Source organism: Pseudomonas izuensis (assembly GCF_009861505.1).
GTDB lineage: Bacteria > Pseudomonadota > Gammaproteobacteria > Pseudomonadales > Pseudomonadaceae > Aquipseudomonas > Aquipseudomonas izuensis.
Map to the genome: position 1 here is coordinate 1 of NZ_WTFT01000006.1, position 25,753 is coordinate 25,753.

The following is a 25,753-nucleotide window of genomic DNA, read 5'->3' on the forward strand; positions in this document are numbered from 1 at the left end:
CAAGTCCTTTGAACCGCGGAAAGGCACCGGCGCTCAGATACCCTATGAAATGCCGTTGAAAATCGAGGGTGCCCCCAACCCGAGTCGCGTGGCGGAGCCCATTCTAGTCTTATTCGCCTGAACCGGTAACCCATACAAAGCCTCGCGCACAACCGCCACGCGAATTCCGTGGCCGCGTGGCGTTTGAGTTTCCAATCGGGTAACGGGGTACCCCTCCCTTGCCAAACCAATAAGGGGGGGGCGAAGGGAGGGGTGGGTTGGTTAAAAAAACACTACCCGGATCGGACGAGAATGTTTCGTTCCCTGAAGGGCAGGGCGCGCTTTAGAAGACGCTCAAACCACCATCCCAGAGGTTGGAGACATGATTAAACTGACAAGAACTCTGATTGCGGTCGGCCTGCTGGCCGCACACGCAGGCGTGCTCCATGCAGCAGTGACAGAGCAGGAAGCCAAACAACTGGGCACGACATTGACACCGGTGGGTGCGGAAATGGCCGGTAACGCCGACGGCACCATCCCTGCCTACACCGGCGGGCTACATACCCCGCCGCCGGGTTTCGACAAGGCCAAGGGCATCCGGCCTGATCCGTTCGCCAGTGAAAAGCCGCTGTTCTCTATCGACGCCTCGAACGTCGACACTTACGCGGACAAACTCACCGAAGGTGCCAAGGCGCTGATCAAGACCCGGCCGGGATTTCGCATCGACGTCTATCCCTCGCATCGTACTGTGGGTTACCCACAATTCGTGCTGGACAACACGCTGAAAAATGCGACCCGGGCGCAGTTGACCAACAATGACCAAAACCTGCAGAACGCACGCGCCGGTGTTCCTTTCCCGATTCCCAAGCGGGGCATCGAGGTCATGTTCAACCACTTGACCCGCTATCAGGGCATGAGCTACACCGCACCTAAGTATGGCGCCTACAACGTGGATGCAGCCGGCAAGCTCGTGGTCTCGACCGAGGGGCGATGGGTATTGGAAAGTCCGTACTACGACACCACCAAGGCCGAAGACCCCACCATCATCACCCGCGCTCGCGCCAACTACACAGGCCCGGCACGACGCGCCGGCGAAGCCGTGATGACGTTCGAGAGCATCGATACCGAAAAGGGTCGTCGTGCTTTCCAGTACCTGCCTGGCCAACGCCGCGTGCGCCTGGCCCCTGACCTGGCCTACGACACGCCGAACGCCAGTACCTCCGGCATGTCCACGGTCGATGACATCTACCTGTTCAACGGCAGGCTTGACCGTTTCGACTGGAAGCTGGTCGGCAAGAAGGAAATGTACGTTCCCTACAACACCTACCGTTTCAGTTATGCCGAAGATCCCCAGAACGTGTTCGGGCCGAAGTTCATCAACCCCGACCTGGTTCGCTGGGAACGTCACCGCGTGTGGGTCGTGGAGGCGACGCTCAAGGAAGGCCAGCGCCACGTCTATTCCAAGCGCACCTTCTACATCGACGAAGACAGCTGGACCGCGCTGGCGGTGGATCAGTACGACGGCCGCGGCCAACTGTGGCGCCCCGGCTTCAGCTACATGACCGCCATGTATGACGTCGGCGCGATCAACAACTCGCCGGGCGGCCACTACGACCTGATCGCCGGCACGTACTACATCAACGTATGGCCAGGCAAAGGTGGCGTGCAGGTCATGGACAAATTGAGTCCCGACAACGGCTGGACGTCCGATAGCCTGGCGGGTGCCGGCGTACGCTGATACCGCTGTGCGCGAAAAAAAAAGGAACCGACCTGTGGGAGCTGGCTTGCCAGCGAAGACGGCGGCAGGGTCAACATCAATGCTGACTGATGCTCCGCTTTCGCTGGCAAGCCAGCTCCTACAAATGAACTGCGCACATGCCCGATAAATACACGCGCCCCCTGTAGGAGCTGGCTTGCCAGCGAAGACGGCGGCAGGGCCAACATCAATGCTGACGGATGCTCCGCTTTCGCTGGCAAGCCAGCTCCTACAAAAGCAATGCGCACATGCCGTATAAAAACACGCGCCTCCTGTGGGAGCTGGCAAGCCAGCGCCTGCAATGACCGTCTTGTCAGAGGTTGCGCTGCGTCAATCCAGCCCAGAACCCTGCGCCACCCGCCGTAATCGCTGCCTGGCCGAGGATTTCGGCCCACTGCGCATCGCTGCCGAATTCATCGCGCCAGGACCACAAGCGACGGGTCGTGAAGTGCAGGGTGTGCTCGTGGGTGAAGCCGATCGCACCGTGAACCTGATGGGCGACGGAGGTGGCCAGGGTCGCGGCTTCGCCGGCGCAGACTTTGGCGACGGCCACATCGAACGACACACTGCTTCGGGCGCCAGGCTCGGCCTGAAACGCCTCGCAGGCACTGCGCAACGCGACTTGCGTGGCCATGCGCGCGGCACCGATGGCACCGGCCATTTGCGCAAGTTGCTGCTGGATCGCCTGGAACTTGCCGATGGCCTTGCCGAACTGTGCGCGTTCATTGGCGTAACCGACGGCCTTGTCCAGACTCGACTCCAGCGCGCCGACCAACATGCAGGCACGCATCAACGCACCGAACAGCCACACAGGTTCCTCCACATCGGCCACCCGCAGTACACCGACCGCCTGAGCGGGAGCATGGGTGAAGTGCAGGGTGTCGCGCTCCTCGCCAGCGAAATTGCTACCGGTTTCCACGCTGACCGGTGCCTGACAAAGATCGACCAGCGCCACCTGTCCGGCAGCATCGGCCACCGCTGCCCAACGACAGCTGCGTGCCCAGGGTACGTTGAAGGCGCGACCGTTCAGGTAGCCGTCGTCGGCCAAACGCAGGTCGCCCAGGTGACCGGTCTGAATCAGCGTGATCGGACCTTGCGGCACGTGCAGACCCGCCCGGGACAGCAGCAGCGAGGCGAGCATGGTTTCGCTCAAGGCCAGTGGCGCGTTCCAATAACCAATGGCGCGCAATACCGGGCTGACGTCCAGCCAACTGGCCGCGCTGCCACCTGCTTCCTCAGGCATCAGGGCGCCGGGCAGGCCGAGATCGGCCACCTGTTGCCACAACGCCGTTGCCCCGTGCCCGGCGTCGAAACGTGCCAGTACCTGCGGGGTGATCTGTTCGGCGAACAGGCGCTCGACGCTGTCGGCAATCATCGATTGCAGTTCCGAGGGGGCGCTGTCGTCCACCGCTTGATAATTGAGTGCCTGGTTCATCGCAGTCCTAATCCTCTGGCAATGATGCCGCGAAGAATTTCGCGGGTGCCGCCACGCAGGGAAAACGACGGGGCGGTCTGGGTCAGGTAACGCATCACCTGGTCGAGTCGGGAGCCGGGTTGGCGTTCACCGCCAAACAGGTCGTGGGCAAGGTCGGGCAGGGATTGCTCCAGCAGGGCACCCTGGTCTTTCACCAGCGCCGCCGGCGTCGCGGGGTTGTCACCGCGAGCGAGCATGCCGGCGACCCCCAGCGACATTTGTCGCAGCGCCGCATAGCGCGCCGCGACCCGGCCCAGGCTGACCGCGTGGCGACTGTTCTGCGGGGCGGCGGCGTCGAGCATTTCCAGGTACAACTGCGTGCAGCTCAGATAACGTTCCGGGCCGCTGCGCTCCAGCGCCAGTTCAGCGCCGACTTGCTTCCAGCCATCGCCTGGCTGACCGATGACAAAATCGTCCGGCACAAAGACGTTATCGAGAAACACCTCATTGAAGTCGTGCTCGCCAAGCATGTTGTAGATCGGGCGGACCGTGACGCCAGTGGCCTGCAGGTCGATCAACAGTTGCGACAGGCCCGCGTGCCGATTCTTGTCGTCCTTCGGTCCGGTGCGCAGCAGCGTGACCATGTAGTGGCTGCGATGGGCACCGGTGGTCCAGACCTTGCTGCCGTTGACGATCCAGCCGCCCTCGGTCTTCACGGCGCGGGTCTGCACCGACGCCAGGTCGGAACCCACGTTCGGTTCGCTCATGCCAATGCAGAACAACAGCTCGCCACGGGCAATGGCAGGCAACAGCCTGGGCGCCAGCACGTCGGGGGAAAACTTCATCAATAGCGGGCCGGACTGACGCTCGGCGATCCAGTGGGCATTGACCGGTGCGCCGGCGGCCAACAGCTCTTCGAGCACCACGTAGCGCTCCAGGGCACTGCGTTCGTGTCCGCCATAGCGCTTGGGCCAGGTCATGCCCAGCCAGCCACGCTCGCCCAGTTTGCGGCTGAACGCGGGATCGGCGCCGTTCCAGTTTTTGGCGCGTTCGTGGGCCGGGTAGTCCTTCAGTGTCTGGGCGACAAACTCGCGCACTTCGGCGCGTAAAGCCTGTGCGTCGGCGTCCAGGTGACAGGGACGAATATCGAGTGCCTGCATGGCTTTTTGCTCGTGTGGAAAGGGGTAGGGTGGTTGATTTTCTAACTTGCTGAACGGACAACAAGTAAATAAGCTAGCAGCAACCCCGGCAGCGATCAAGCCACCCGCCACCCGGAAAATCGTCCCCCCTTGATGGAGCTTTCATGTCGACAACCACTTCATTCATCCCCGGCCGCGGCCTGTCACTGGACCTCGACGGCCACGTCGCGACCCTGAGTTTCAGTCGTCCGCCCCATAATTTTTTTGATGCCGAACTGATCAATGACCTGGCCGATGCCCTGCAACACCTCGATGAGCAGCCCCAGTGCCGGGTGGTCATCCTGCAGGCAGAAGGCAAGGTGTTTTGCGCGGGGGCGGACTTCTCCGGGGCGGAGCAGTGCGACCCGCAATTCCCTCGCCGCGTGTACAAGTCCGCCGTGCGCCTGTTTCGCACGCGCAAGCCCATGATCTGCGTGGTAGAGGGCGCGGCCATCGGCGGTGGACTGGGTCTGGCGCTGGTCGCGGATTTCCGGGTAACCAGCGCAAAGGCCCGTTTCTGCGCCAATTTCAATCGCTTGGGCATTCATCAGGGCTTTGGGATTTCGGTTACCATGCCGCGTCTGGTCGGCCCGCAAATGGCGGCGCTGTTGATTGCCACCGGGCGGCGGATCGATGGCTGTGAGGCGGTGCGGATCGGCTTGGCCGATGTGCTTGCCGAGCCGGGTCAGGAGCGCCAAATGGCCCGCGAGCTGGCCGAGGAAATTGCCGCTTCGGCACCGAGGGCGGTCATGTCCAGCCGTGAAACCCTGCGCATGGGCCTGGCGGATGCGGTTGACCAGGTCATTGACCGCGAAGCGTCCGAGCAGGAGTGGCAGATTGTCAGCGCCGATTTTGCCGAAGGCACCCGTGCCATGGCCGAACGCCGCACCCCCGTTTTTTCAGGTCAGTAAGGAATTGCCCGATGGAACCCGTTGAAAAACCCACCCAGCCGACGGCGCGTCGGACCCAGATCGAGCGCCGCGCCGAGGCGGAGCAACGCCTGCTGATCGCTGCCCGGCAGATCGTCGCACGCAAGGGCTGGGTGGGCATGACGTTGTCAGAGGTCGGCGAGGAGGCCGGCTACAGCCGCGGCCTGGCCACCCATCATTTCGGTAACAAGGCCGGACTGCTGCGCGCCCTGGCGGGTTTCGTCAATGCCACGTTCATGGAGCTGGTCGAAGCCCGGTCGCCACAATGGCGCCCCGGACTGGATGCACTCAAGGGCTTCGTCAGTACTTATCTGTCGCGCCCGGATGGCGATTGGGTGAATACCCGTGCGCTGCTGGCACTGATGTCGGAAGCCGTGACCCAGGACTCGGAAACCGTGCAGATCCTCGCCGAATACAACCACTCGGTCATGGAACACCTGGCCGGATACATTCGCGAAGGCATCGACACGGGTGAGATCCGCGCACAGGTCGATCCGATGGCCAGTGCGCTACTGATCCTGGGCACATTGCGCGGGATGATGCTGCAATTCCTGCTGGACCCTACGGGCATTGACTTGAAGCTGCTGCGCACGCAGTTGCTGATGTTCATCGAACATGCATTGGCAACCTTGCCACCTGCTCACGTTTGATCCCCGAGCTGGAACCGGACCTTGACCCGGCCACCCATGGCGGGTGGCGGGTTTTAGCAGGGGTCTTTGTTAGCGTGCTCCTCTTGGTTCGCCTACCTGCAAGTCACGGCAGGGGCGATGGATGCCTGTTGTCAGGCCAGGACCCATTGAGGAAAAAACATGCTGTCAGGTATCAGAATCGTAGAAATCTGCGGAATCGGCCCAGGCCCATTCTGTGCCATGCACCTGGCCGATCTGGGCGCGGATGTCATCGCGGTCGAGCGCGCAGAGTCCGTGTCGATCACCGGCCAGGCCAATGCCCCGGACAACCCGTTGAACCGTGGCAAGCGTTCGGTGGTGGCCGACCTGAAGAGCCCTGAAGGGCGTGAAGCGGTGTTGAAACTCCTCGAAAGCGCCGACGCTGTCATCGAGGGCATGCGCCCCGGGGTCATGGAGCGACTGGGGCTTGGTCCGCAGGCGTGCCAGGCGCGCAATCCGCGGCTGGTCTACGGGCGCATGACGGGATGGGGGCAGAGCGGTCCGATGGCCAGTGCTGCCGGCCATGACAATAACTACATTGCCTTGTCCGGCGCCCTTTATCACTGCGGCACAGCCGGGGAGGCCCCCTCGTCGCCGATCACCCTGATTGGTGATGTCGGTGGCGGGGCACTGTACCTGGCCATCGGTTTGCTGGCCGGTATCCTCAGTGCACGGCAGACGGGTAAAGGCACCGTGGTCGATGCGGCCATCGTCGACGGCTCGGCACACATGATGCAGCTGATGATGTCTCTGTCCCGCCGGGGTTTGCTGCAGGAGGAGCGTGGCAAAAGCGTTCACGATGGCTCGCATTTCTATGCCACCTATCGTTGCGCCGACGATCAGTACGTGGCCCTCGGTTCGATGGAGCCGCAGTTCTATGCGTTGCTCATGCAAAAGCTCGGTTTGCAGGACGATTCACGGTTCGCCAAACAATGGGACATGAAACGCTGGGACGAGCTGCGTGGCCTGTTGGCCGATCTATTTGCCAGCCAGCCGCGTGAGCACTGGTGTGATCTGCTGGAAGGCACCGACGTGTGCTTTGCCCCGGTATTGAGCCCGCGTAAAGCCTCCCGGCACCGGCACATGGTGGAGCGGGGCGTGTATTTCGAACGCGATGGCATGCTGCAAGCCAGCCCGGCACCGCGTTTCGACGGCCAACGGATCACCCCCGGCGCGATCCCCACCCGTGGCGCGCACACCGCCCAGGTCATGGACGCGCTCGGAGCCCGGGACCTTGCCGGCCTCTGGCGGTCGTAGGTGAACTATTCGGACAGGGGAACGACCACGGTAAGCCAGACGTTCCAGCCCTCCGGTCGATTCTTGGCATCAAACTCGTCGTAGCCCTTGAGGTTGGCGTACCAGAGATCTTTACCCACCTTGAAGAAATGCCCGATCTGGGGGCCGATGCCATTGACCCGGGATTTGAAGTCACCAAAGGTAGCGCCGCTTCCGCTATCGCCCGTGACCTGATGGTAGACGTAGCCGACCAGGCCCAGGTGGGTCTGGTCGGTGATGAAGTGCGAGGCACTCAAATCCAGGTGAGCGTCGATCCCGTTCTGATAGTCGGTGTCGGTGTTTTCCCAGTTGTAGGTCATGCCCGCGACGGCTGAGAACTCGTTTTTCTTGTCGAAATAGGTGTAGCCACCCCCCGCATCCAGGGACGCATGACCCAGGCCGATATTGACCAGGCGATCGGGGTCGTACGCGCCGACCGGAACGTTGCCCATCGTGTAGGCCATGAAATTGTGAACCCCATGGTTCCATTTCAACGTGCCCAGATAAAGCAGGTCGCTGGCCCCCTTCAACGTGTCGTCCGTGCCGCCGGAAAAGGCCCGGCCCCGTGGCCCGGTCAGTGTGACATCGACACTGGCTTCGGAGCGCGCCACCGCAGTGCCCACTGCAATGGCGGCCTGGGCGCCGAGCAACGGTTCGGCAAAGGTGTAGGTGGGGAAGGCGAACAGCAGGTCCGCTGTGGCATCAAGGCCGAACGTGGTCCGTCCACCGCGTGGAACGCCTTTGTTGGCGTCGTCCTTGGCGCTGACGTGATAGTAAACCAGCGGCATGCTCCAGCCAGGTTCGCTAGGCGCCGCGGCCAACGCCCCGAACTGGCCCGGTAGCCAGAAACTGATGCCGCCGTCATCGGCCTGGACCAGCGCGGCTGGCAACAAGACGGCCAAACCCAATGCATGTTTTGTTCTTGAATTCATCCAGATCCTCGATTCTCGGAAAGCCTGCATCCTGACAGTGCGCCCTAAAGAGTAGCTCCTACCCAAAAAACCATTGATTGGACGCTGCTTTTTTTTCCCTTCAGCAGTCACCACCCCAAGGCCGAATCCTGCACTCAGGTCAGCCACGTATTTTGAACTCACGCCCCAGGGGCTGACTCCTAACTCACAAGGCACTGCATGACAGTGATGTAGCAATGACCCACCTACAGCTGCATGGCCGCGAGCCCGGCACGATATTCGAAACCCATCTTCCTGCACGCCTGGACCGCTTGCCGTGGGGCCGTTTTCACACCCTGCTGGTGTGCGCGCTGGGCATCACCTGGTTGCTCGACGGCCTGGAAGTGACCCTGGCCGGCTCGGTGTCAGGTGCGCTGAAAAACAGCCCCGAACTGCACATGAGCAATGTCGATATTGGCCTGGCCGGCGGCATCTACATCGCCGGCGCCGTGCTCGGTGCCTTGGTATTCGGCTGGCTGACCGACCGTCTGGGGCGGCGCAAGCTGTTCTTCGTGACGTTATGGCTGTATGTGGGCGCCACCGCGGCGACGGCGTTCTCTTTCAACCTGGACAGCTTTCTGCTGTTGCGTTTCCTCACGGGCATGGGCATCGGCGGCGAATACACGGCGATCAATTCGACCATCCAGGAGTTCACCCCGGTTCGCTATCGCGGCTGGGTCGACCTGACCATCAACGGTACATTCTGGCTGGGCGCAGCGCTTGGGGCCGGCGGGGCCATCGTCCTGCTTGACCCGCACGTGGTCGGCGGCGACCTGGGCTGGCGCCTGTGCTTCGGCATCGGTGCAGTGTTGGGCCTGTTGATCCTGGTCATGCGTTTGTGGCTGCCGGAAAGCCCGCGCTGGTTGCTGATCCATGGTCAGCACGAGGAGGCGCGACGCATCGTCGAAGACATCGAAGCGCGTCTGCGCGAGCAAGGCCATGAACTGCCGGCGGTGACCAGCAAACCGCTGCGTCTGCACGCGCGGGACCATACGCCGCTGGCGGAGGTCTTCCATACCCTGTTCATCAGATTCAGGCGCAGGGCGCTGGTGGGGCTGACCCTGCTGACCGCACAAGCCTTCTTTTACAATGCGATCTTCTTCACTTACGCGCTGGTGCTCACCGATTTTTACCAGGTGCCCGCCGAGCATGTCGGTTGGTACGTATTACCCCTGGCACTGGGTAATTTTTGCGGGCCGCTGCTGTTGGGGCGCCTGTTTGACGTGATCGGCCGAAGGGTGATGATCAGCCTCACCTACGCCACGTCCGGAATATTGCTGGCGCTGTCTGGCTATGCCTTCCAGCAGAGCTGGCTGGACGTCACCCAGCAAGCCGCGGCGTGGATGGTGATCTTCTTTTTCGCATCGGCCGCGGCCAGTTCCGCCTACCTGACCGTGTCAGAAACCTTCCCCCTGGAAATCCGCGCCTTGGCCATCGCCGTGTTTTACGCGTTTGGCACTGGCCTGGGCGGTATCATCGGGCCGACGCTGTTCGGTCAACTTATCCAGACCCAGCAGCGCAGCAGTCTATTGATCGGTTATCTGACAGGCGCTGCGCTGATGTGTGTGGCGGCGCTGGTGCAGGCAATTTGGGGCGTGGCGGCGGAGCGTCGAGGGTTGGAGCAGGTGGCCAGGCCTTTGTCGCAGGCTGAGGATTGAGCTGGACTGTTGGCCGATCTGCTTGCAGCCATTCAGCCAACAGCCTGCCGAAACAGACCATTCACTCGTCAGAATGCGACCTTCACGCCGAGCATCCCATCGTACCCGTGGCTGTCGCCGTCGAACGCTTGCCGATACCCGGTCGATACCGTGAACGTCGTACGAGCATTGGCCTGGTAGTCGACACCCACATTCACTTCGCCCCAAGTACCGCCGATGTCCGCTTCAAATGGCACGAAGCCGTTCTGTGAGGAAAACTCGGTCTTCGGTTGCCCTTTGAACTCGTGCCACACGCTGGGCCGCACCCAGGCGTTGGTGCGCCGCACAGTATTGTCCGAGCCCGCCGTCACCCAGTCTTTGGCAATGCGTACTCCAAGCCGGCCAATGAGCGAGTCCACATCCTCGAAGCGAACGTTCGCGGCCAAATCGTCGCTGTCATCCAGATCGATCGAACTGTAGATCACCTGCGCCTGGGGCTCGACATACAGATCTTGCTTCATTTCAAACGGATAACCGGCCTCCACTGATGCACTATAGCCCCAGCCATCGGTCTTCAACTTGTTGATGTCGGTCGGCTTGGCCTCGATGTTGAACCGGTGCAGTTGCAACACACCGTCCAGGTACCAGCCGGCTTGTCCAAAGTGAGTCCAGTAGCCTCCGAGACTGTAAGCACGCAACGTATCATCGCCGGCATTGTTGCCGGTGTAGTGGCTGACCCCGCCGTCGATGTTGCCTACCGCCAACGACACTCCGGCCTGCTCATGACTGCCATCGGGTCTTACATTACGGTACAGATCCACACCGACCTGAAAGGCGGTCAGGTCGTAGTTGTACCCGGGGGTATTGCCGAGAATGCTCTTCGAACCGTCCTGTTCGCCGCTTCGATAAATCATCCGGCCCCAGCCCAGCGAAGGGCCGTAGGTCTGTTCGACATCGGCGGCCCGAGGCTCTCCTTGATTCAAGCGCTCTTCACCGACCCGCTCATGCAGTGTGTCGACGAGGGTCCGGGTGTAGACCAGCGCCAGGGCCGGGACTGCGGTATAGAGCGAAGTTTGCGGCCGATAATTGGGCACCGGTGGAGGAGGGGGATCAGGTGGCGTTGGTTCAGGTGGCGTCGGCGGCTCGGGTTCAACCGTCGAACGAAGGTACCAGGCCTGTTCATTGCTGTTATCCACGCTGGAGCGATGCAAGGTGTATTCGTAGGGGCCGGCGTAAACCGGGCCAGCCAGGGTGAAAGTGCTGGCCGTTGTGTTTGCACCGTTGATTGCGTCGACAACCTTGATGCCATTGCCAACTGTCACCGCGCCGAGGCCCCCCGCATTGGTGACCCGCAGCGAGGCCGTGCCACTGGTTGCCGCGTGATTGAGCACCAGCACGTCAGTGTCCTGTACGACACCGTCGTTGAGGCGCGTATTGAACAGTACCTGACTGCCTGGATTGAAGGTCGCACTGGCACTGTCAATCGTGAACGTCCCACGGAGGGTGGGCTGCCGGCCGGCGATATTGAGCGTTGAGTTGTCGCCCAGGATGAACTGGTCGGCGCGTACCGTGCCCGCGACACCACCGGCCAACGTGGCACCGGGTGCGATCACGAAGCTGCTGGGCGTGGTGCCTGACACATCGGTCATGCGGACCCCATAGATCGCGTTATTGGAAACTTCAAAAGTACCGGCCTGCACCTGCGTGTCAGCGTAGAGCTGAGACCAGCGGTCGACTTCGGCGCTGTAGTGGGATGCATCAAATGAAAGCAGGCCGTCACCGGTCTTCAGGACAGACACCAAGCCATTGGCGGCGTTGCTCTGTACCGGATCGAAGAACGTGATCGTCCGGCCCGCCTGGGCATTGAACGTGGTCGTGGACGCGCCACCGGTATTGTTCAGGTAGATCGCATTGGCCTGTGGGTCGACGTGACTGTTGCCCGAAAAACTGATGTCCCCACCCGTCGCGTTAAGCGTGACGTCACTGCCGCCCCAGATCGCGCCGCCCTTGCCACCGGCGCTGTTACCATTGAACGCGGTCGCCCCACCTGCGGTGAGGGTAAAAGCGCCGACGGAGTAGAGTGCGCCGCCGTCGAGCGTTGCCTGGTTGTTGGAAATCGTATTGTCGAGCCCGGCGATAGTGATCGCGCCGGCCGCGGAAATCGCGCCGCCATTGGAGGACGCGGTGTTGTTCGTCAAGGAGACATTGCCGCCGACAGTCACCAGGCTCACATTGCCACTGGCGGCATTGATCGCACCTCCCGCGCCATTGCCTGCAATGTTGCTGTCCATAGCGACTCCACCCGTGACGGTCACGTCGCCAGCCACTGCATTGATGGCGCCGCCGATACCGGCAACGTTTCTGTTGGCGCTGAGGCTACCATTCACGGCGACGCCGCCAGCTTGCGCGTTGATCGCGCCTCCAGTTCCATCGGCTAACGCGGTGTTGCCATTGGCTAAAGCGGTGTTGCCGTTGGCCGTCAAATTGCCGTTGATTGTCACTGCGTTGTTGGAATAGATACCGCCACCGTTCGCCGAGGCAGTGTTATCGGACAAGGTGATGGCGGTGCCGTTGAGCGTTGTCGTGCCGAAGACCCGAAGCGCGCCGCCAAACGCCACGGACCCCGCGAACAGGGCGCCATCGGGTTTGAACCCGGCTTTGTTGCCGGTAATTGTCACCAGGGAGCTGCTGTTGCCCAAGGCGACGCTGCCGTTGGAGATAATTCCGCCGCCGCTCCACGAGCCTCTGTTGTTGGTGATGGACACATTGCCGCTGGTTGTCGCCAGGCTGACGTTACTGGCTGCGGTCGTAGCGGCAATCGCACCGCCATTGCCCTGGCCGTTGAACACACTGGCGGCGATATTGTTATCCAGGCTTACATCACCGGTCACGAGCACGGCACCGGTCGTGAAAATGACGCCCCCTGAGGTGGCTCCGATGTTGTTGTTCGCCGTGAAAGTGCCTGTAACGGTGACGCCGCCGGCCCCCGCATTGATGAAACCGCCGTTGCCGCCGGTCAGGGTGTTGTTGGTGGCGGTCACATTGCCGGTGGCGTTCACCGCGAGCGAAGCAATCGCTCCGCCATTGGAGGTGGCTTTGTTGTTGGCGAAGAGGATGTTGTTGCCGGTCAATGTCGTCGTCCCGGCTGTGTTGGAGATCGCACCTCCACTCGAATTTCCCGGAACCTGCGCGCCGCCCGGCGTGAATCCTGCCGAGTTGCCGGTAATCGTCAGCGTGCTGCCAGCCGCGCCCAGCGAAACATTGCCCACAGTACTGCCGGCCGCGAAGATCGCGCCTCCGTTGGAGGATGACAGGTTATTGGTCAGGGTCACGTTGCCACCGGCTGTCGCCAGTCGGACGTTACCGTTCGCCGCGCGGATGGCGCCACCAGGGCCTGCGCCCGATCCCGTGATTGAATTGGTTGCGGTGGTGCTATTGGCGTTCAAGCTTGTATTGCCGCTTACCACGACATCGCCGGCACCCGCATAGATCGCGCCGCCGCCTTTTATTGTGGTGTTGGGAGACACGGAACCACTGGTGTTGTTATTGGCGACAAGGTTGCCGTTAACGGTTATGCCTCCGTTGTTGACTGCAACGGCGCCACCGTTGCCGTTGGTCGCGGAATTGTTAATGACGGCGAGGTCACCATTAACGGTCAACGCGCCTGCAAGGGAAATGGCCCCGCCAGTGGCCTCATTGCCCCCCACAAAGGTGACATTGCTCAGGTTGAGTGTCGCTGCAGTGCCGGAAAAGAACCCGAAGTGACCGGCACCGTCATTCAGCGTAACGGTGCTGCCGCCCCCAACGCCGTTGATGGTCAGTCCTGGCTGACCTGCCGGCAAAGCCTTGGCGAATGAAATGCTGGTGCCGTTGGACAGAAATTCATCGCCTTGCAGGTCCCAGACACTGCCGTTGACCGGTGTCAGGCTATTCAAGTTGGTACCGGCCGGGACAGGCTGCGCCATGACGGGCACACTTGTTGATGGAAGCATCAACATGACGAGCAACGCCGTGGTGAAGGCGGGGAGGTGTCTCGAATCGATTGGATGCCAGGGGAGGGGAGCATCTCTATTGAGTGGCATGCGCATGGAAATCGTCTCTCCGTTGACGATTCTCGCATCAGGCCACCACTACAAAAGGAAACGGCATATATACGAGTGTGATTAAACAGCCGGAGTATTCCATTCAGGCAAAGTGAACGGTTATTTCAAAACATTCAGACCTTGCTTCGCGGTAAAACTGAGCGAACGCCTGTGCAGCGTAGTCCGGTTTTGGCAAAAAAGAAAAAACCTCCAGCAACCGACAAATTAGCCTTGTCGAATGGCTCGAAGGAACAATGGTGCGCATTCGGGCCGTACTGATAATTCCTGCTGGCTTACACCATTGTCGCGAGGCTCCGTAACGGCCCTCACGCCGGGCAGGACAACTTGCACACCAACAACAATAAATAGAGGGCGGGCAGTTGGAACATATTTATGACTCCATCGTGGTGGGGGGCGGGATCGGTGGGGTGTGCAGTCGCTGGCAGGCTGGCCGACAGTGGCAGCGACAGCATTTGACGCCTGTTTCTATTTTATAGCTCAATAAAGAGACATTTAGTTTAGTTATTCTTTTTGGTTGTAACGTAAAGGGCAGCTGAAGGGCGAGTTCATCTCAACATTAAACGCACTAGATCCGTTCGAGTTAAGCTCTGGTTGAAAATTTCAATCGGGAGTAAGCCTAATGCAGCAGCATCTGACGCCATGGATGGTTGAAAGCGCATATCGTTATTTAACGGCCGCATATACGCGCATAATATTGGGCTACTATATTGCTTTTCATGCACCGTCTATTTTATCAGTCGCTTGTGCAATTACTCACGCAGTGCTACCAAAGAAGCAGTATCTGGAGAATATAGGTTGTGGTGACGTAAATCACCCTTTCTGTGGAGTGTTTGAAATCCTCCACATGGACAACGCTTCGGAGTTTCGTGCGCTCAAACTTCAGAGGGCATGTGCGCTTCATGGTATCAAAACAGAATGGCGGCCCCTAGGAAAGAAACATTGGGGCGGCCATATTGAACGTTTGATTGGTACTATGATGAATAGCCATGTCCATTTTTTACCTGGTACGACGATGTCGAATGTATTGAAAAGAGGCGACTATGATAGTGAAAAACATGCAGCGTTAACGATTGAAGAGTTCAATCGCTGGTTTGCAAGGCAAGTCGAGATTTACAATTACAGCGTGCACTCGGCTTTGAAATGTCGACCTTCTGAAAAATGGAATAAAGCTTTTGCAATAAAAGATGCTATGGGTGCTCACCAAAAATTAATCACAGATCCGTTTAAGTTCAGGCTTGATTTTATGCCCGAGGAAAATCGAAAAATCAGACCTATCGGTGTTAGTTTGTTTGGTCGTAATTATTGGGCGCCAGAGTTGAGTCATCATATCGGCTTAAGAAATGTAACTATAAAGTACGACCCATTCGCTTTGTATACGATATGGGCAAAAATTGAAGGTTCGTACATCGAACTGCGTTTCGCTGACCTTACTCGAGATAATCTAAGTTATGAGCAGCATCTGATTGCAAACAAACATTCATATCGAACAAGTTCCAAAGGGATGCTTGAGAATGTTGTTGCAGCCCGCGATGGTAATGAACAAGAAGTACGCGAAAGTATTAAAAAAACGAAACAATCCAAGAAACGACTCAAGGCGGCAAAAGCTTACTCTAAGCACGTTCTTGATCAACATTTCGACCCAGCTGAGCGTGCACCTAAGCCGGTCGCGAGGGCAGAGATAGATTTTACAAAGGGCCCGGTCATTTACGATAGCGAGGATGTTTGATGTGAGTAATCCTATCGAGAATGGAAGTTACGATAAGCAGAGGAGGATAAGCTATCTTCTACAAGAGTTTTGGATAGACTGCCCTCATGCTCGCAAAACTCTTAACGCAATCCTTACGATGTTGGAAATTCCTCCTCGTACAACCGCGCCATGTATGCTTGTTTGTGGGGAGGGTGGCACTGGAAAAACTTCCATTGTAACCCAATTACAGAAAATGAACCGTGGCTTGGGTTCACCTTTGGTATTTATGACGCTAACGGAAAATTCCGGAAAGCTGAAATTCAAGCAGTTGATAGTTGAAGCTATAGGGCTGCCAATGAAGTTAGGAGCGGGCAGGGAAACTCTTTCAAAAGAAATAGCAAGCTATATACACTCTCATGGCATAAGGGGCATTGTTATAGATGAGTTTCATGAGTCCCTCATCGTACCAAAAACTGAGCAGCTACGGAATTTGTCATTGCTGAAGGGGTTATCTGGTTCACCTTACAATTTGTCTATTATTGGGTTTGGAGTGGGTAGGGCAAAAAACGCACTACTTTACGATGATCAGTTAGCTCGTCGGTATTATATGCGTGAATTGCCAATGTGGTCGTTGAACGAAGACTTCAGGAATTTTGTAGCAACCCTAGAAAAGCGCTTTAACCTGAAAAACCCCTCCCAACTACATCAAGAGGATATGCTGCGCTTGATTTATGAGCTTTCAAAAGGTGTGATGGATAGATTAGTTAAAATGCTGACAACCGCGGCATGTTACGCAATTGCCACCGGGGTGGAGGTAATTAACAGGGAAATGATAAAATTGGCTCTGGAAGATGATTTGGGTTATAAGGAGTTCTTGAATCCATGAAATTTTCAAATTTGCTGCACCCCATCTTCGATGAAACCTTTCCTTCGTGGCTAACAAGGTGTGCGCTGAATCCGAAAATATCAGGTATTTCGGAAAGAGATATAATTGAGTGGAAGTATGAAGATGATCAAAAAAGAAGATTTTTAGCACCTGGTCTCAGTATGGAATTCGACTTTCATGAGTCGCGAGGATTAGCGCTTGCTCGTGAACTGCATTTGGATGTCTGCATCATTGAAAAAATATTCAGGCCAACTTCCACACTTCTTCTTTCACCAAATTATCGCACTGCTTATTGCCATCTGTGCATCCAGTCAGACGTCCTCCAGAAGAGATTTCCATCATGGAGGAAATCCTGGTGCTATGTAACTCAACCGTATTGTCCGATTCATTGGTGTTTGCTTAGTTTTATTGATGGGTACCCAATTCTTGATAAGCAGTGGAATGCTTATGTACGTGGAAATCTCGGTGACTATTATCAAGGGCGGAAAGGAAGTTCCTACACTCGTCGTCACATGCATGGGCTCCCTCCTAACAACATTCGTGCATGGTTGACCTTGCGTGTTCAGATGTGGATAAACAAGATTGATCGTACAAGGTTCTGCGTTTTGCCCGGCACAGATGTTCTTGTGGACTCTATTCAATTAACAAGTGCAGTAAATTTTATCCTGCGGTTGTTTTTAGTTCCTAGAACAGATCGAAATAGCTCTGGCGTGGCAAAGGAATTGCTCACTGCTGCCAATCCACTTATTGTGCATAAGGTTTTAGATTTCAAAGATAGACTAGATTACGGTGCTTCTAATAGCGTGCCCTATGAGAGGATGTGTGCCTTGCTATTGCTTGGAAAAATTTTTAATATTTTTTCGCCGAAGGAGCATTCGATGTTTAAAAAAATAGTTTTAGATTCAGAATTTGATTTTCCAGATTCGAAGACATTGGGAGAACTTAGCGCAGGCCACGTTCATGCGGTTGAATATTCAACTCTTGAGAGGCAGCTTGGCAGTTTGGATGTAGTCTCGGATTATTTGAGTGACTTTATCGAAGGGGTACTTTGCTAGCCAAAATAAAACTGGGACGGCTTTTTTGCTATTTGTAATCCGTGTGAAGACTGTGCACATCGGCTGTAGACTGCCCATCATCTATCTAAAACCACATCAGCTAATTCATTCGCGATCTCTTCAATAGTCATTGTTGACGAATTAAGCGCTACCTTGTCGGCTAGGGTGGGGCTGAATTTTATGACCTCGCTTTTCGACGTCTTGTGCCAAATCGGGAGGATCATCTTTCTGCCGTTCATTTCTAATGCCGTCATCCCATCGAGTTCGTATTGAGGCCACTGCTTGGCGAAGAACGCAGAGGAAAGGACCACTGTTCCGAAGCGTGAGTTCGACAGGCCCTGATCGATTTTTTTCCGCAGGCTGTCACCGACCCGCAGCGCTTGTTTGTCGTACCAAACCCTGACCCCTAGAGCTTGCAGCGCTTCAACCAACGGTTCCACCAAATCCTTTTTGTCATTGGAAGCGTGAGAGATGAACAGATCGTATTCAACCTCTGGCTCAGCATCTAATGCGGGGAGGGAGGACTGAGCCTCGCTGAGGCTGGTGGTGGCAGCACGTTCAGCATTGATCTCGCGCTCAAGCATCAGCCTCGATACCTGACCCTGCCGGATGAGGTCGTTTTCTTTCCGAATCTCTCGTTCACGGGCAGTGGAGATACGTTTACGCTCGCGCTCCTCCTCTTTTGAAAGGTCCTGCCTTGCTTTCAGAAGCTGGCTGTTTTTATCGGCCTCTTTTTTTGCCAAAGCGGCCTTTTTGCCAGCAACCGTTGCGATCTCCTTTTGCTTACGTTCGATCTCACTACGTTTGGTGTTTAAGGCGGTTAATGTGGTGCTCTTCGTAATTGAGCGCTGAATTTGACCGATCCGACTAAGGAGGTCTGACTCCTTTTTCGTTTCCTGGCTAACGCTTTTGGAGATATCTGCCAGTTCTCTTTGCAGCCGATTGATTGTGTTCGTAAGCGTAGAAATGGACATCCCTGACCTCAATTTGACGCCCGTAAGAGGTCGGTTATTCACCGTCAATCACGAAGCACGTAGGTTTTTCTAGATTAATGCGATTTGCGTTTCAGATCGTCCGGCAGGCCCAAGAAAAGAGGCCTAGGAGCGTAGATCTTACCAGCTAACATCAACAAAATTCGCGCGTATGATAACGCTGCAAAAACCGTTCTGGCTCAACTGAAAAGGATGCAGGCCGCTGATGCCAACACAACAAAATAATCGCCATCGTATTCAGCGTACCTTCCGCAATTTATCTCAGGAAGAGGTTGCTGACATAGAGTCGGCATCAATGCTTTCACGATTGGGCTGGGCAAAGGATGTTGGATGGGAAACGCTGCTGGAATCGCAGCGTATTCTGATCGTTTCGGAAGCCGGTGCGGGGAAGACATATGAGTGTCGAGCACAGCAGCAGGCATTGTGGGAGAACGGAGAGCCGGCGTTCTATTTAGAACTATCCCAGCTTGCCGCAAACAATTTGTCGGACCTGCTGTCCCGAGATGAAGAGGAGCGGCTTGACGCATGGCTAGCTGCCCAATCCGAAATAGCGACCTTTTTTCTAGATTCGATCGATGAGTTGAAGTTAACTCTCGGTTCGTTTGAGGTTGCTCTCAAGCGTTTGGCAAAGGCTATTGGTAGCCAGCTTGGAAGAGTGCGGATTGTTATTACCACCCGACCGGTCGCTGTGGATCAGAAGATTATCGAACGGCATTTACCGGTGCCTGACCGAGTCGAACTGGCGCCGAGTGAAGATGATTTTGCAGACATTGCGTCGGGCCGCGTGCGGCGCTCCACCAAAAAGGAGGAGGTACCTCTGGTATGGCGTAACGTCGCGTTAATGCCCTTTTCCGACCAGCAAATTCGTGAGATGGCGGTCATTGAGGGTGTCGCTGATGCTGATGCCTTAATAGAGGATATACGTAAGCGCAACGCGGAGGATTTTGCACGGCGACCGCAAGATCTTGTTGAGCTTTGCTCTGACTGGCGAGAGTACCGTCGTATTCGCACCCATCGAGAGCAAGTGGCGCAAAATATCCACGTCAAACTCAAGCCGCGTACAGATCGAAGAGAGCCTGCGCAACTCTCTCCCGACAAGGCGCTGGATGGAGCGAGCCGGCTTGCGCTTGCTGCGCTGCTTACCCGGAAGTTGACCATACGCCTCAGTGTGGAGGCGGATCGTGGTGGTGAGCCAGGCGGAGCACTGAATCCCGAAGTGGTGCTACATGACTGGACTCCACAAGAGCGGGAAACTTTGCTGGAGCGAGCGCTATTCGGGTTTGCGAGTTACGGTCGAGTCCGATTCCATCACCGCTCGGTCCTCGAGTTTCTTGCAGCTCAATATCTCGACCTCCGTATGAGCCAGGGTGTGCCAATCAAAGCAGTAAAGCGATTGCTCTTCGCTGAGACTCAACAAAATGACAAAGTCATCCGTCCAACAATGCGTCCGGTCGCGGCATGGCTAGCGTCATCACAGCCAACTATTTTTTCTGAAGTCCGAGATCGCGATCCCAGCGTTCTGCTGAATTACGCTGATCCGGAATCGCTCACGCTGTCTCAGTGCGAGGACGCATTGAGGTCATACGTTAGGCATTACGGCTCTGGAGGATGGCGTGGTCTGCAAGCTCCGCTGGTACAGATCCATCGTTTTGCTAGACCAGAGTTAGAACCACTAGTTTTGGAACTGTGGGGGCAGGGCATTGAGAACCATGAGGTTCGTGAACTGTTGATTGATCTCATCGGTGCAGGACCCATGCCCGAGTGTGCAGATATCGTTCATGCAGTCGCAATAGATGGCTCTGCTAGGGCGGGTGAGCGTCTTGATGCAATTACGTCGCTGGCCCGTCTTGGTGACCCCCGGGTAGATCTCTTAGCACAGTCGATGGAAGAGGCGCAGACGCTATGGCCTGATGAAGTTGTGTATGGAGCCATAGTCAGATTGCTTCCTCTGTTTTTTGCACCTGCACGACTCTGTGGAATTTTGAGGGGACTCTCAGAGTCATCCAGCAAGGATTTCGAGCAGGAGTGGTCGCTACCCTACATCTTTGCAGAGCTTCAGTTTCCTCCAGGCTATCTGGAGGCGCTGCGCGAAGGTTTGACCGGATTGATCACGGATGGTTTGGCCTGGGATGAAGAGTGGCCGAATCTAGTCAGCAAGCGCTCACATTTGCTCTCAACTCTCGCGGCAGTTTGCTCGAGGCTTATTCAAGAGGGCGAGTATCGAGTGGAGGTGTTTCGTTCTTCCACGATCGCACTGCGTCTTAAGCCTGATGATTATATTCATGAGGAGACATTTAATAAGCTGCGAAGGGCAATTGCGGATCTGGAGTCAGACCATCGTGAGGCAGCTTTCTGGGCTGACGATGCGTTCAACGAGAGTCTTCACTCATCCGTTGACCCCTGGGCGCGATTTTGGCAGGTTTCATTACGCGGGCCACTCCAATTAAATTACGTCCAGGATGCAGCTTGGGTACGCCGCACGTTGGCTGACTCCAGTCGCACGTTCCCAGAGCGCGCAATGATGCTGCATGCATGTATGCGAGGGCTATGGGACGGTATTGGCGATTCCCGTGACCACATCGAAAGCCTAAAGCAGCACGTTCTCGATGCGCCAGAGTTGATCGCTCTTATCGACCGACAGCTTGTGCCCCCGGAAGTCGATCCGGAAATGCTCAAGCTAGAAGCAGAATTAGATCAGCACCGCGTAGCCAATGAGGAGCGTCAGGCAAAGCGACATGCGAGCTGGGTGACATTCTGGCGCGAGTTAGCGGAGCAACCGGATGTTGCCTTTAAGCCTGACCGCGCAGGGAATACCGCTTGGAATCTCTGGCAGGCGATGCAACGTTCTGGGAACGAGAGTCGTGCATCAGGATGGGATCGGCGTTTTGTTGAGAGCCACTTTGGTAAAGCAATCGCGGATAGATTACGTGTCAGCATGCGCTCGATGTGGCGTGGCGATAATCCCACGCTTCGCTACGAAAGGCCGGAGGGCCAAAAGGGGACCTTTCTTATTAGGTGGCAGCTCGGACTGGCCGCGATAGCCGCAGAAGCCGAAGACTCTAACTGGGCGCAAAAGCTTTCGATCGATGAGGCAAAATTGGCCACGCGTTACGCTCGAATAGAGTGCAACGGTTTTCCCGCATGGTTCGAATCCCTAGCTCGGGAGTTTCAAGATGCGGTCGAAGAGACCCTTGGTCCAGATTTGTCTGCTGAACTCGATGAAGCCGCTACGACAAATTCATTTGCAATGCTTCTCCAGGACGTGAGCTATGCCCCAGCTGTCGTCGCGCAATTGTTTGTACCGCGATTGCTCACGTGGCTCGATTCCTTTGTCAGCAATCCTTGTGATGGAGAAGATGAGACCGGTGCGTTAGGTCGACTCGAGCGCGTACTGAAAATCCTACTTCAGCACGGCGGTGACAGTACGCAGGACAAGATTCGTATCTTGGCTGCTCAGCGGCTCAACATTGCCACAAACGACTCCATCAACCAGGTTTGGCTAACTACATTAATGCGGCTCGACCCGGCGGCAGGAACGGACGCTCTGGAGCTTTTCCTAGCGCCGCTTCCTCCCATGCCAACGGGTCCCGCTATCAATGCTTTCAGTGCTTTGTTTGGCAGCCGTTTCGCTAGTCTGCGTGTCGATCTGAAAAGAGCTGGCTTTACCCCGCAACTCCTCTTGCGGTTGCTGCGGCTTGCATATCGTTATGTTCGTCCCTCCGACGACATTACCCATCGAGGTACCTTCTCACCAGGCCCTAGAGACGATGCTCAAGACGCACGAAATTCTCTCCTTAACGCAATACTCGACACTCAGGGTTCGGTAGCTTGGACAGTGAAACTCGAGATAATCGCAGACCCGCTATTCGCTCATTTCCGTGATCGCCTCGCGCTACTTGCGCGAGAGAAATCGGCAGAAGAAGTTGATGGCGCGGTGCTTACCGAATCAGATGTGGTGACCCTGAATCGCTACGGCGAGGCACCACCTACTACCGGCGACGACCTGTACGCAGTGCTTGTCGATCGGTTCGAGGACATTGATGATTTGTTACTCCAGGATATTTCGCCACGCGATGCTTGGATCTTGATCCGAGAGGAGAAGGTGATGCGGCGGGAGATTGCTCGGGTATTAAGAGACGCATCCAATCATCTCTACACAGTCGATCAAGAAGGAGCCACCGCTGACGAAAAAGAAACGGATATCCGTATGCGGGCCGTATCAGGACAGCAGGCAACAATTGAACTCAAAGTCGGAGAAAACAACTGGTCTGGTCGGGTACTGCGCGACACGATAAAAAATCAACTCGTCACGCGGTACATGGCGGCGGAGAGCTGTCGATCTGGCTGTCTTCTGGTGACTGTAGCTAGCGACCGGAAATGGGAGAACCCGGAAACTGGCGAATTAATAGACATTGATGGGTTGCGAGCGCTGCTTGAATCCGAAGCGTCTAAAGTTATGACCGAGATGGGCAACAGTGTCAGGTTGCTAATCAAGGTGCTTGATCTGCGCCCACGCCTTTCTACCGGCGCCGGAGGATTGATTAAGTAACTCAACAGCGACGTACTCCCGGCGACTCAACATTCCGGCAGTATTCGGCGAACCTAAGTGATGTGGAAGAAGCGTATTAATGAGTGACGAGTATTCGCTTCATTGCGTATTAGAGAGGATGTATCAGAACCAGCTAGCTTTGGAAGCAGCGCTAATGGGACCTTACGCTTCACTCGGAGGAGCAAGGCTTGGAGGAGGTCGGCGATAATATTCGAGGCGCACTCTCAGCGATCGGAGAGAATGCGGGCTTCATCAATCAGGGGCTGGCCAGGCTCCGAGGCAGTCAAATTTGAGGACTGGCCCGTTCAGCGTGAGTATTCCGCCGTGCTTGCCGGTGCGGGGGCAGTTTCGTTTCTTTAGAGGGATGAATAATGTACGGCAAAAAATCGTATCCAGATAGTGACGCGCCTAGTGGGCGGCGCGACATCATACTTTAAACGTCCGACTCATCAGAAATTATCGGAGGAGGGGAGGTTAGCATTAATCGCTTTCAGCTAGCCCCCAAACCTTGACTCGGATTTGTTCCCGAAGTGTAGGCATTATTTCTAATTCAAAGCACTGAGTTTCAATGTTCAAGTGTAACTCTGAAAAATATCCTGAATGGTTTAAGTTTTGGGCAATTTCAGATACCAGCCAGTGGTGGAATCGTCTCAAGGAATCTGGAAGATTTGCTCCACCTTCTCTTGTTTCCTTACGGTTTCTTAGTAGCTGTTGAAATTCAATTGTCTTACGGTCTGGTAGGGCAAGGGCAGGATAATTGTAATCTGTACGTAGAGTGCATCTGTTGGTTTTGATTTCAGATGCTATCAAGAATTTGCTGCGGATTGTGCCTTTCGATGTCTCGGTTCGCGCGACTACCTCTGTAAACTTGTTGTAATTAAAAATTGTTTCTGAAAACGAGGTTTGGATAAGGTTTGTTTTGTCTGTGGCGTTTTTGGTGAAGGATATCTTGGTAGGGTTACCCATCAGACTCGCCACTTGTTCACTGTACAAGGTGGAGTCAGGTTTTGTATTGCAGTGGATTGCTATTATCATATATGCATTTTCTATTTTTATTATTATATTTTTAGTTTACCGATATGAAATATTTAAGTCAAATAAGGGGGGCTGGTTAATGTATTAAATATTTAATCCCTCTTCTCGTTGCATGGGATTGTTTATTCTGCAAGCGGGTTGGTATTTACTTATCGATACAGGTGCAGCGTTCGTATTCAGGAGAGCTGGCGATATGCCGCACTACAACTCAGGAGGAATAGAAAGTGCTTTTTCCAACCTATTCCTTTCAACAGAGTTTCGAATGTAGCCTTGTTTTTCATACCAAGAGACTAAATCCTCATCGCTCAACTCGTCCTGGTAGAGCGATCTTGCAGTCAGGCAGATGGATGTCCGGCGAAGTTCAGTTGCGACCCGTTCCGCTTGCGACAGAATCCAAGTTCCGATCCCACCTTTCCTCGCATCACGGAGTACGAATATTTCGTAGATAAAACTCTGAGGATGCCCTGAATCTTCATATATAAGCAGACCTACCTCCTCATCATTAAGCAAAATAAGAAACTCTCGTGTATTCGGATTTTTACCCTTAACAATTCGCTCGCGAAGGACCTCGCTCATTACTTTATCTGGACTATTAATATCAACTGCTCTGAGCATGTTTTTTCTCCGTTGGAAAAGGTGTTCCTACAGCGCTGGCCCGCACCATATCTCTGGCACAGTTTAGTCGACTGAGCAAACCGTAAGCCAAAATATAAACGACGTATTATGTTGTTGATTGCAGATCGTCTCATAGCAGGTTGAGGATGAACCTCGTAGGGTTGCTAGAATTTCAGGGAGATCACCCTACACTCAGAGCTTCAAAACCCAACCTGCACCACACTATCCGTCGGATGTATAAACGCCCGCCAGTCTTCAGACAATACTCAAGGGCGAAAGTCTTATAGTCAACTGATGGTTTAGCACCTATGCAGAAATAAGATAACCAGAAACCTCACCTTTGGATCGCTCTAAGAATCGCAGTTTTCCATTTTCAGACGTTGGCCACGATCCTTTAACGAAAGTATCTACATAGATTTCGTTCCTTCCACTGGATAATTTGGTTGCTCGAAATACACACTCGCCAAATGCTTTAGGGTGCTTTTCACCAGGCAAACCGATTAATGTAACTATCGTTTTACTCATGGCGAGCCCGACCCCAAGGTCTAAGCTAGGTAGCGAATATCTTTCGGAAAGAGCAACGTTCACCATCTTCCGTGTCTCACCTATGCAGTTAACAGCTGCTGCATGAGCAGCATAAATAGCTTTAGACTTATCTTTAGGGTCTACTTGAAATAGAGCCAGCACTCCATCTCCCAAATATTCGGTGACATTTCCTTCTTTAAATTTTATCGTCATTGCCAGTGCGGGTAGCAACGCGGACGTTTCATAATAAACTCGTTGAAGCTGCGAGACCTTTGCTGTTTTTTCACTTATGGCCGAGTTTAGATGCTTGCTTGAATCGCGCATATCAGCTACTAGAGCAATAAATTCATCAATTACTGTCTCATCATCCTGAACCTTGTTGTGGCCAGGTATATGAGAAGGGGCTGATTCGTTAACCACAATAGCAGCATCCATAGCTATCGCGCTTTTAACGAGAGTGTAACCTCCATTTTTCCAATGTCTTTCCGCTCGATCTAAGGCGTCATTTATGCATGCGGTT

General features: G+C 55.4%; 17 protein-coding genes and 1 pseudogene. 10 read left to right on the plus strand and 8 right to left on the minus strand.

The window, feature by feature from the left end; genetic code table 11:
- Nucleotides 1-364: 364 nt before the first annotated feature.
- Nucleotides 365-1,717 carry a DUF1329 domain-containing protein gene (locus GPL81_RS05335; RefSeq protein ID WP_425502528.1) on the plus strand — a complete coding sequence of 451 codons (1,353 nt, stop codon included), beginning with the start codon at nt 365-367 and terminating at the stop codon, nt 1,715-1,717.
- A 331-nt stretch (nt 1,718-2,048) separates the two neighbouring features.
- Here GPL81_RS05335 and GPL81_RS05340 read toward each other — a convergent pair whose 3' ends face one another.
- Together GPL81_RS05340 and GPL81_RS05345 are read right to left on the minus strand one after the other, a co-directional pair.
- Nucleotides 2,049-3,170, minus strand: coding sequence for an acyl-CoA dehydrogenase family protein (locus GPL81_RS05340; protein WP_160105580.1), 1,122 nt, complete (start codon nt 3,168-3,170; stop codon nt 2,049-2,051).
- Nucleotides 3,167-4,309, minus strand: coding sequence for an acyl-CoA dehydrogenase family protein (locus GPL81_RS05345; RefSeq protein WP_160105581.1), 1,143 nt, complete (start codon nt 4,307-4,309; stop codon nt 3,167-3,169). Before GPL81_RS05345 ends, GPL81_RS05340 begins: the two co-directional genes overlap by 4 nt.
- Nucleotides 4,310-4,452: 143 nt before the next feature.
- On the opposite strand from GPL81_RS05345, the gene GPL81_RS05350 reads away from it, so the two are divergent.
- The 3 genes from GPL81_RS05350 (at nt 4,453) to GPL81_RS05360 (ending at nt 7,181) form a co-directional block, all read left to right on the plus strand.
- The gene (locus GPL81_RS05350; protein ID WP_160105582.1) at nt 4,453-5,238 is read left to right on the plus strand and encodes an enoyl-CoA hydratase/isomerase family protein; all 786 of its coding nucleotides are present in this window, start codon (nt 4,453-4,455) and stop codon (nt 5,236-5,238) included.
- An 11-nt stretch (nt 5,239-5,249) separates the two neighbouring features.
- Nucleotides 5,250-5,906 (plus strand): TetR/AcrR family transcriptional regulator, encoded by a 657-nt coding sequence (locus tag GPL81_RS05355; protein WP_160105583.1) that lies wholly within the window; start codon nt 5,250-5,252, stop codon nt 5,904-5,906.
- A gap of 159 nt (nt 5,907-6,065) precedes the next feature.
- On the plus strand, nt 6,066-7,181 hold the full coding sequence (locus GPL81_RS05360) for a CaiB/BaiF CoA transferase family protein (RefSeq protein ID WP_160105584.1): 1,116 nt from the start codon (nt 6,066-6,068) through the stop codon (nt 7,179-7,181).
- A 5-nt stretch (nt 7,182-7,186) separates the two neighbouring features.
- Here the strand turns inward: GPL81_RS05360 and GPL81_RS05365 are convergent, their stop codons facing one another.
- Complete coding sequence (locus tag GPL81_RS05365) at nt 7,187-8,131, minus strand: SphA family protein (protein WP_160105586.1); 945 nt, start codon at nt 8,129-8,131, stop codon at nt 7,187-7,189.
- A 215-nt stretch (nt 8,132-8,346) separates the two neighbouring features.
- Here GPL81_RS05365 and GPL81_RS05370 point away from each other — a divergent pair, with 215 nt between their 5' ends.
- Nucleotides 8,347-9,807, plus strand: a complete 1,461-nt coding sequence (locus GPL81_RS05370; RefSeq protein WP_160105588.1) for an MFS transporter — start codon at nt 8,347-8,349, stop codon at nt 9,805-9,807.
- A 68-nt stretch (nt 9,808-9,875) separates the two neighbouring features.
- Here the strand turns inward: GPL81_RS05370 and GPL81_RS05375 are convergent, their stop codons facing one another.
- Entirely contained in the window at nt 9,876-13,751 is a 3,876-nt protein-coding gene (locus GPL81_RS05375) for an autotransporter outer membrane beta-barrel domain-containing protein (RefSeq protein WP_160105590.1), read from the minus strand.
- 757 nt (nt 13,752-14,508) lie between these two features.
- Between GPL81_RS05375 and GPL81_RS05380 the strand changes: the two genes are divergently transcribed.
- From GPL81_RS05380 to GPL81_RS05390, 3 genes are read left to right on the plus strand one after another with little or no spacing between them, the layout of a single operon-like run.
- Nucleotides 14,509-15,615 (plus strand): Mu transposase C-terminal domain-containing protein, encoded by a 1,107-nt coding sequence (locus GPL81_RS05380; RefSeq protein WP_160105592.1) that lies wholly within the window; start codon nt 14,509-14,511, stop codon nt 15,613-15,615.
- A gap of 1 nt (nt 15,616) precedes the next feature.
- Nucleotides 15,617-16,462: a TniB family NTP-binding protein gene (locus tag GPL81_RS05385; RefSeq protein WP_246218888.1), complete on the plus strand. Its 846-nt coding sequence runs from the start codon at nt 15,617-15,619 to the stop codon at nt 16,460-16,462.
- The gene (locus tag GPL81_RS05390) at nt 16,459-17,517 is read left to right on the plus strand and encodes a TniQ family protein (RefSeq protein WP_160105596.1); all 1,059 of its coding nucleotides are present in this window, start codon (nt 16,459-16,461) and stop codon (nt 17,515-17,517) included. Before GPL81_RS05385 ends, GPL81_RS05390 begins: the two co-directional genes overlap by 4 nt.
- A 77-nt stretch (nt 17,518-17,594) precedes the next feature.
- Here GPL81_RS05390 and GPL81_RS05395 read toward each other — a convergent pair whose 3' ends face one another.
- A complete protein-coding gene (locus GPL81_RS05395) occupies nt 17,595-18,491 on the minus strand; it encodes a toll/interleukin-1 receptor domain-containing protein (RefSeq protein ID WP_160105598.1) in 897 nt (298 codons plus the stop codon).
- A 223-nt stretch (nt 18,492-18,714) separates the two neighbouring features.
- Between GPL81_RS05395 and GPL81_RS05400 the strand changes: the two genes are divergently transcribed.
- Both GPL81_RS05400 and GPL81_RS31335 read left to right on the plus strand, forming a co-directional pair.
- On the plus strand, nt 18,715-23,058 hold the full coding sequence (locus GPL81_RS05400; protein WP_160105600.1) for an NACHT domain-containing protein: 4,344 nt from the start codon (nt 18,715-18,717) through the stop codon (nt 23,056-23,058).
- A gap of 79 nt (nt 23,059-23,137) precedes the next feature.
- A pseudogene (locus GPL81_RS31335) lies at nt 23,138-23,351 on the plus strand (hypothetical protein).
- A 187-nt stretch (nt 23,352-23,538) separates the two neighbouring features.
- Here the strand turns inward: GPL81_RS31335 and GPL81_RS05405 are convergent.
- The 3 genes from GPL81_RS05405 to GPL81_RS05415 form a co-directional block, all read right to left on the minus strand.
- Nucleotides 23,539-24,024: a hypothetical protein gene (locus GPL81_RS05405; protein WP_160105602.1), complete on the minus strand. Its 486-nt coding sequence runs from the start codon at nt 24,022-24,024 to the stop codon at nt 23,539-23,541.
- Nucleotides 24,025-24,294: 270 nt separating this feature from the next.
- Nucleotides 24,295-24,708: a GNAT family N-acetyltransferase gene (locus GPL81_RS05410; protein WP_160105604.1), complete on the minus strand. Its 414-nt coding sequence runs from the start codon at nt 24,706-24,708 to the stop codon at nt 24,295-24,297.
- 306 nt (nt 24,709-25,014) lie between these two features.
- Nucleotides 25,015-25,668 carry a hypothetical protein gene (locus GPL81_RS05415; RefSeq protein ID WP_218585632.1) on the minus strand — a complete coding sequence of 218 codons (654 nt, stop codon included), beginning with the start codon at nt 25,666-25,668 and terminating at the stop codon, nt 25,015-25,017.
- Nucleotides 25,669-25,753 lie beyond the last annotated feature (85 nt).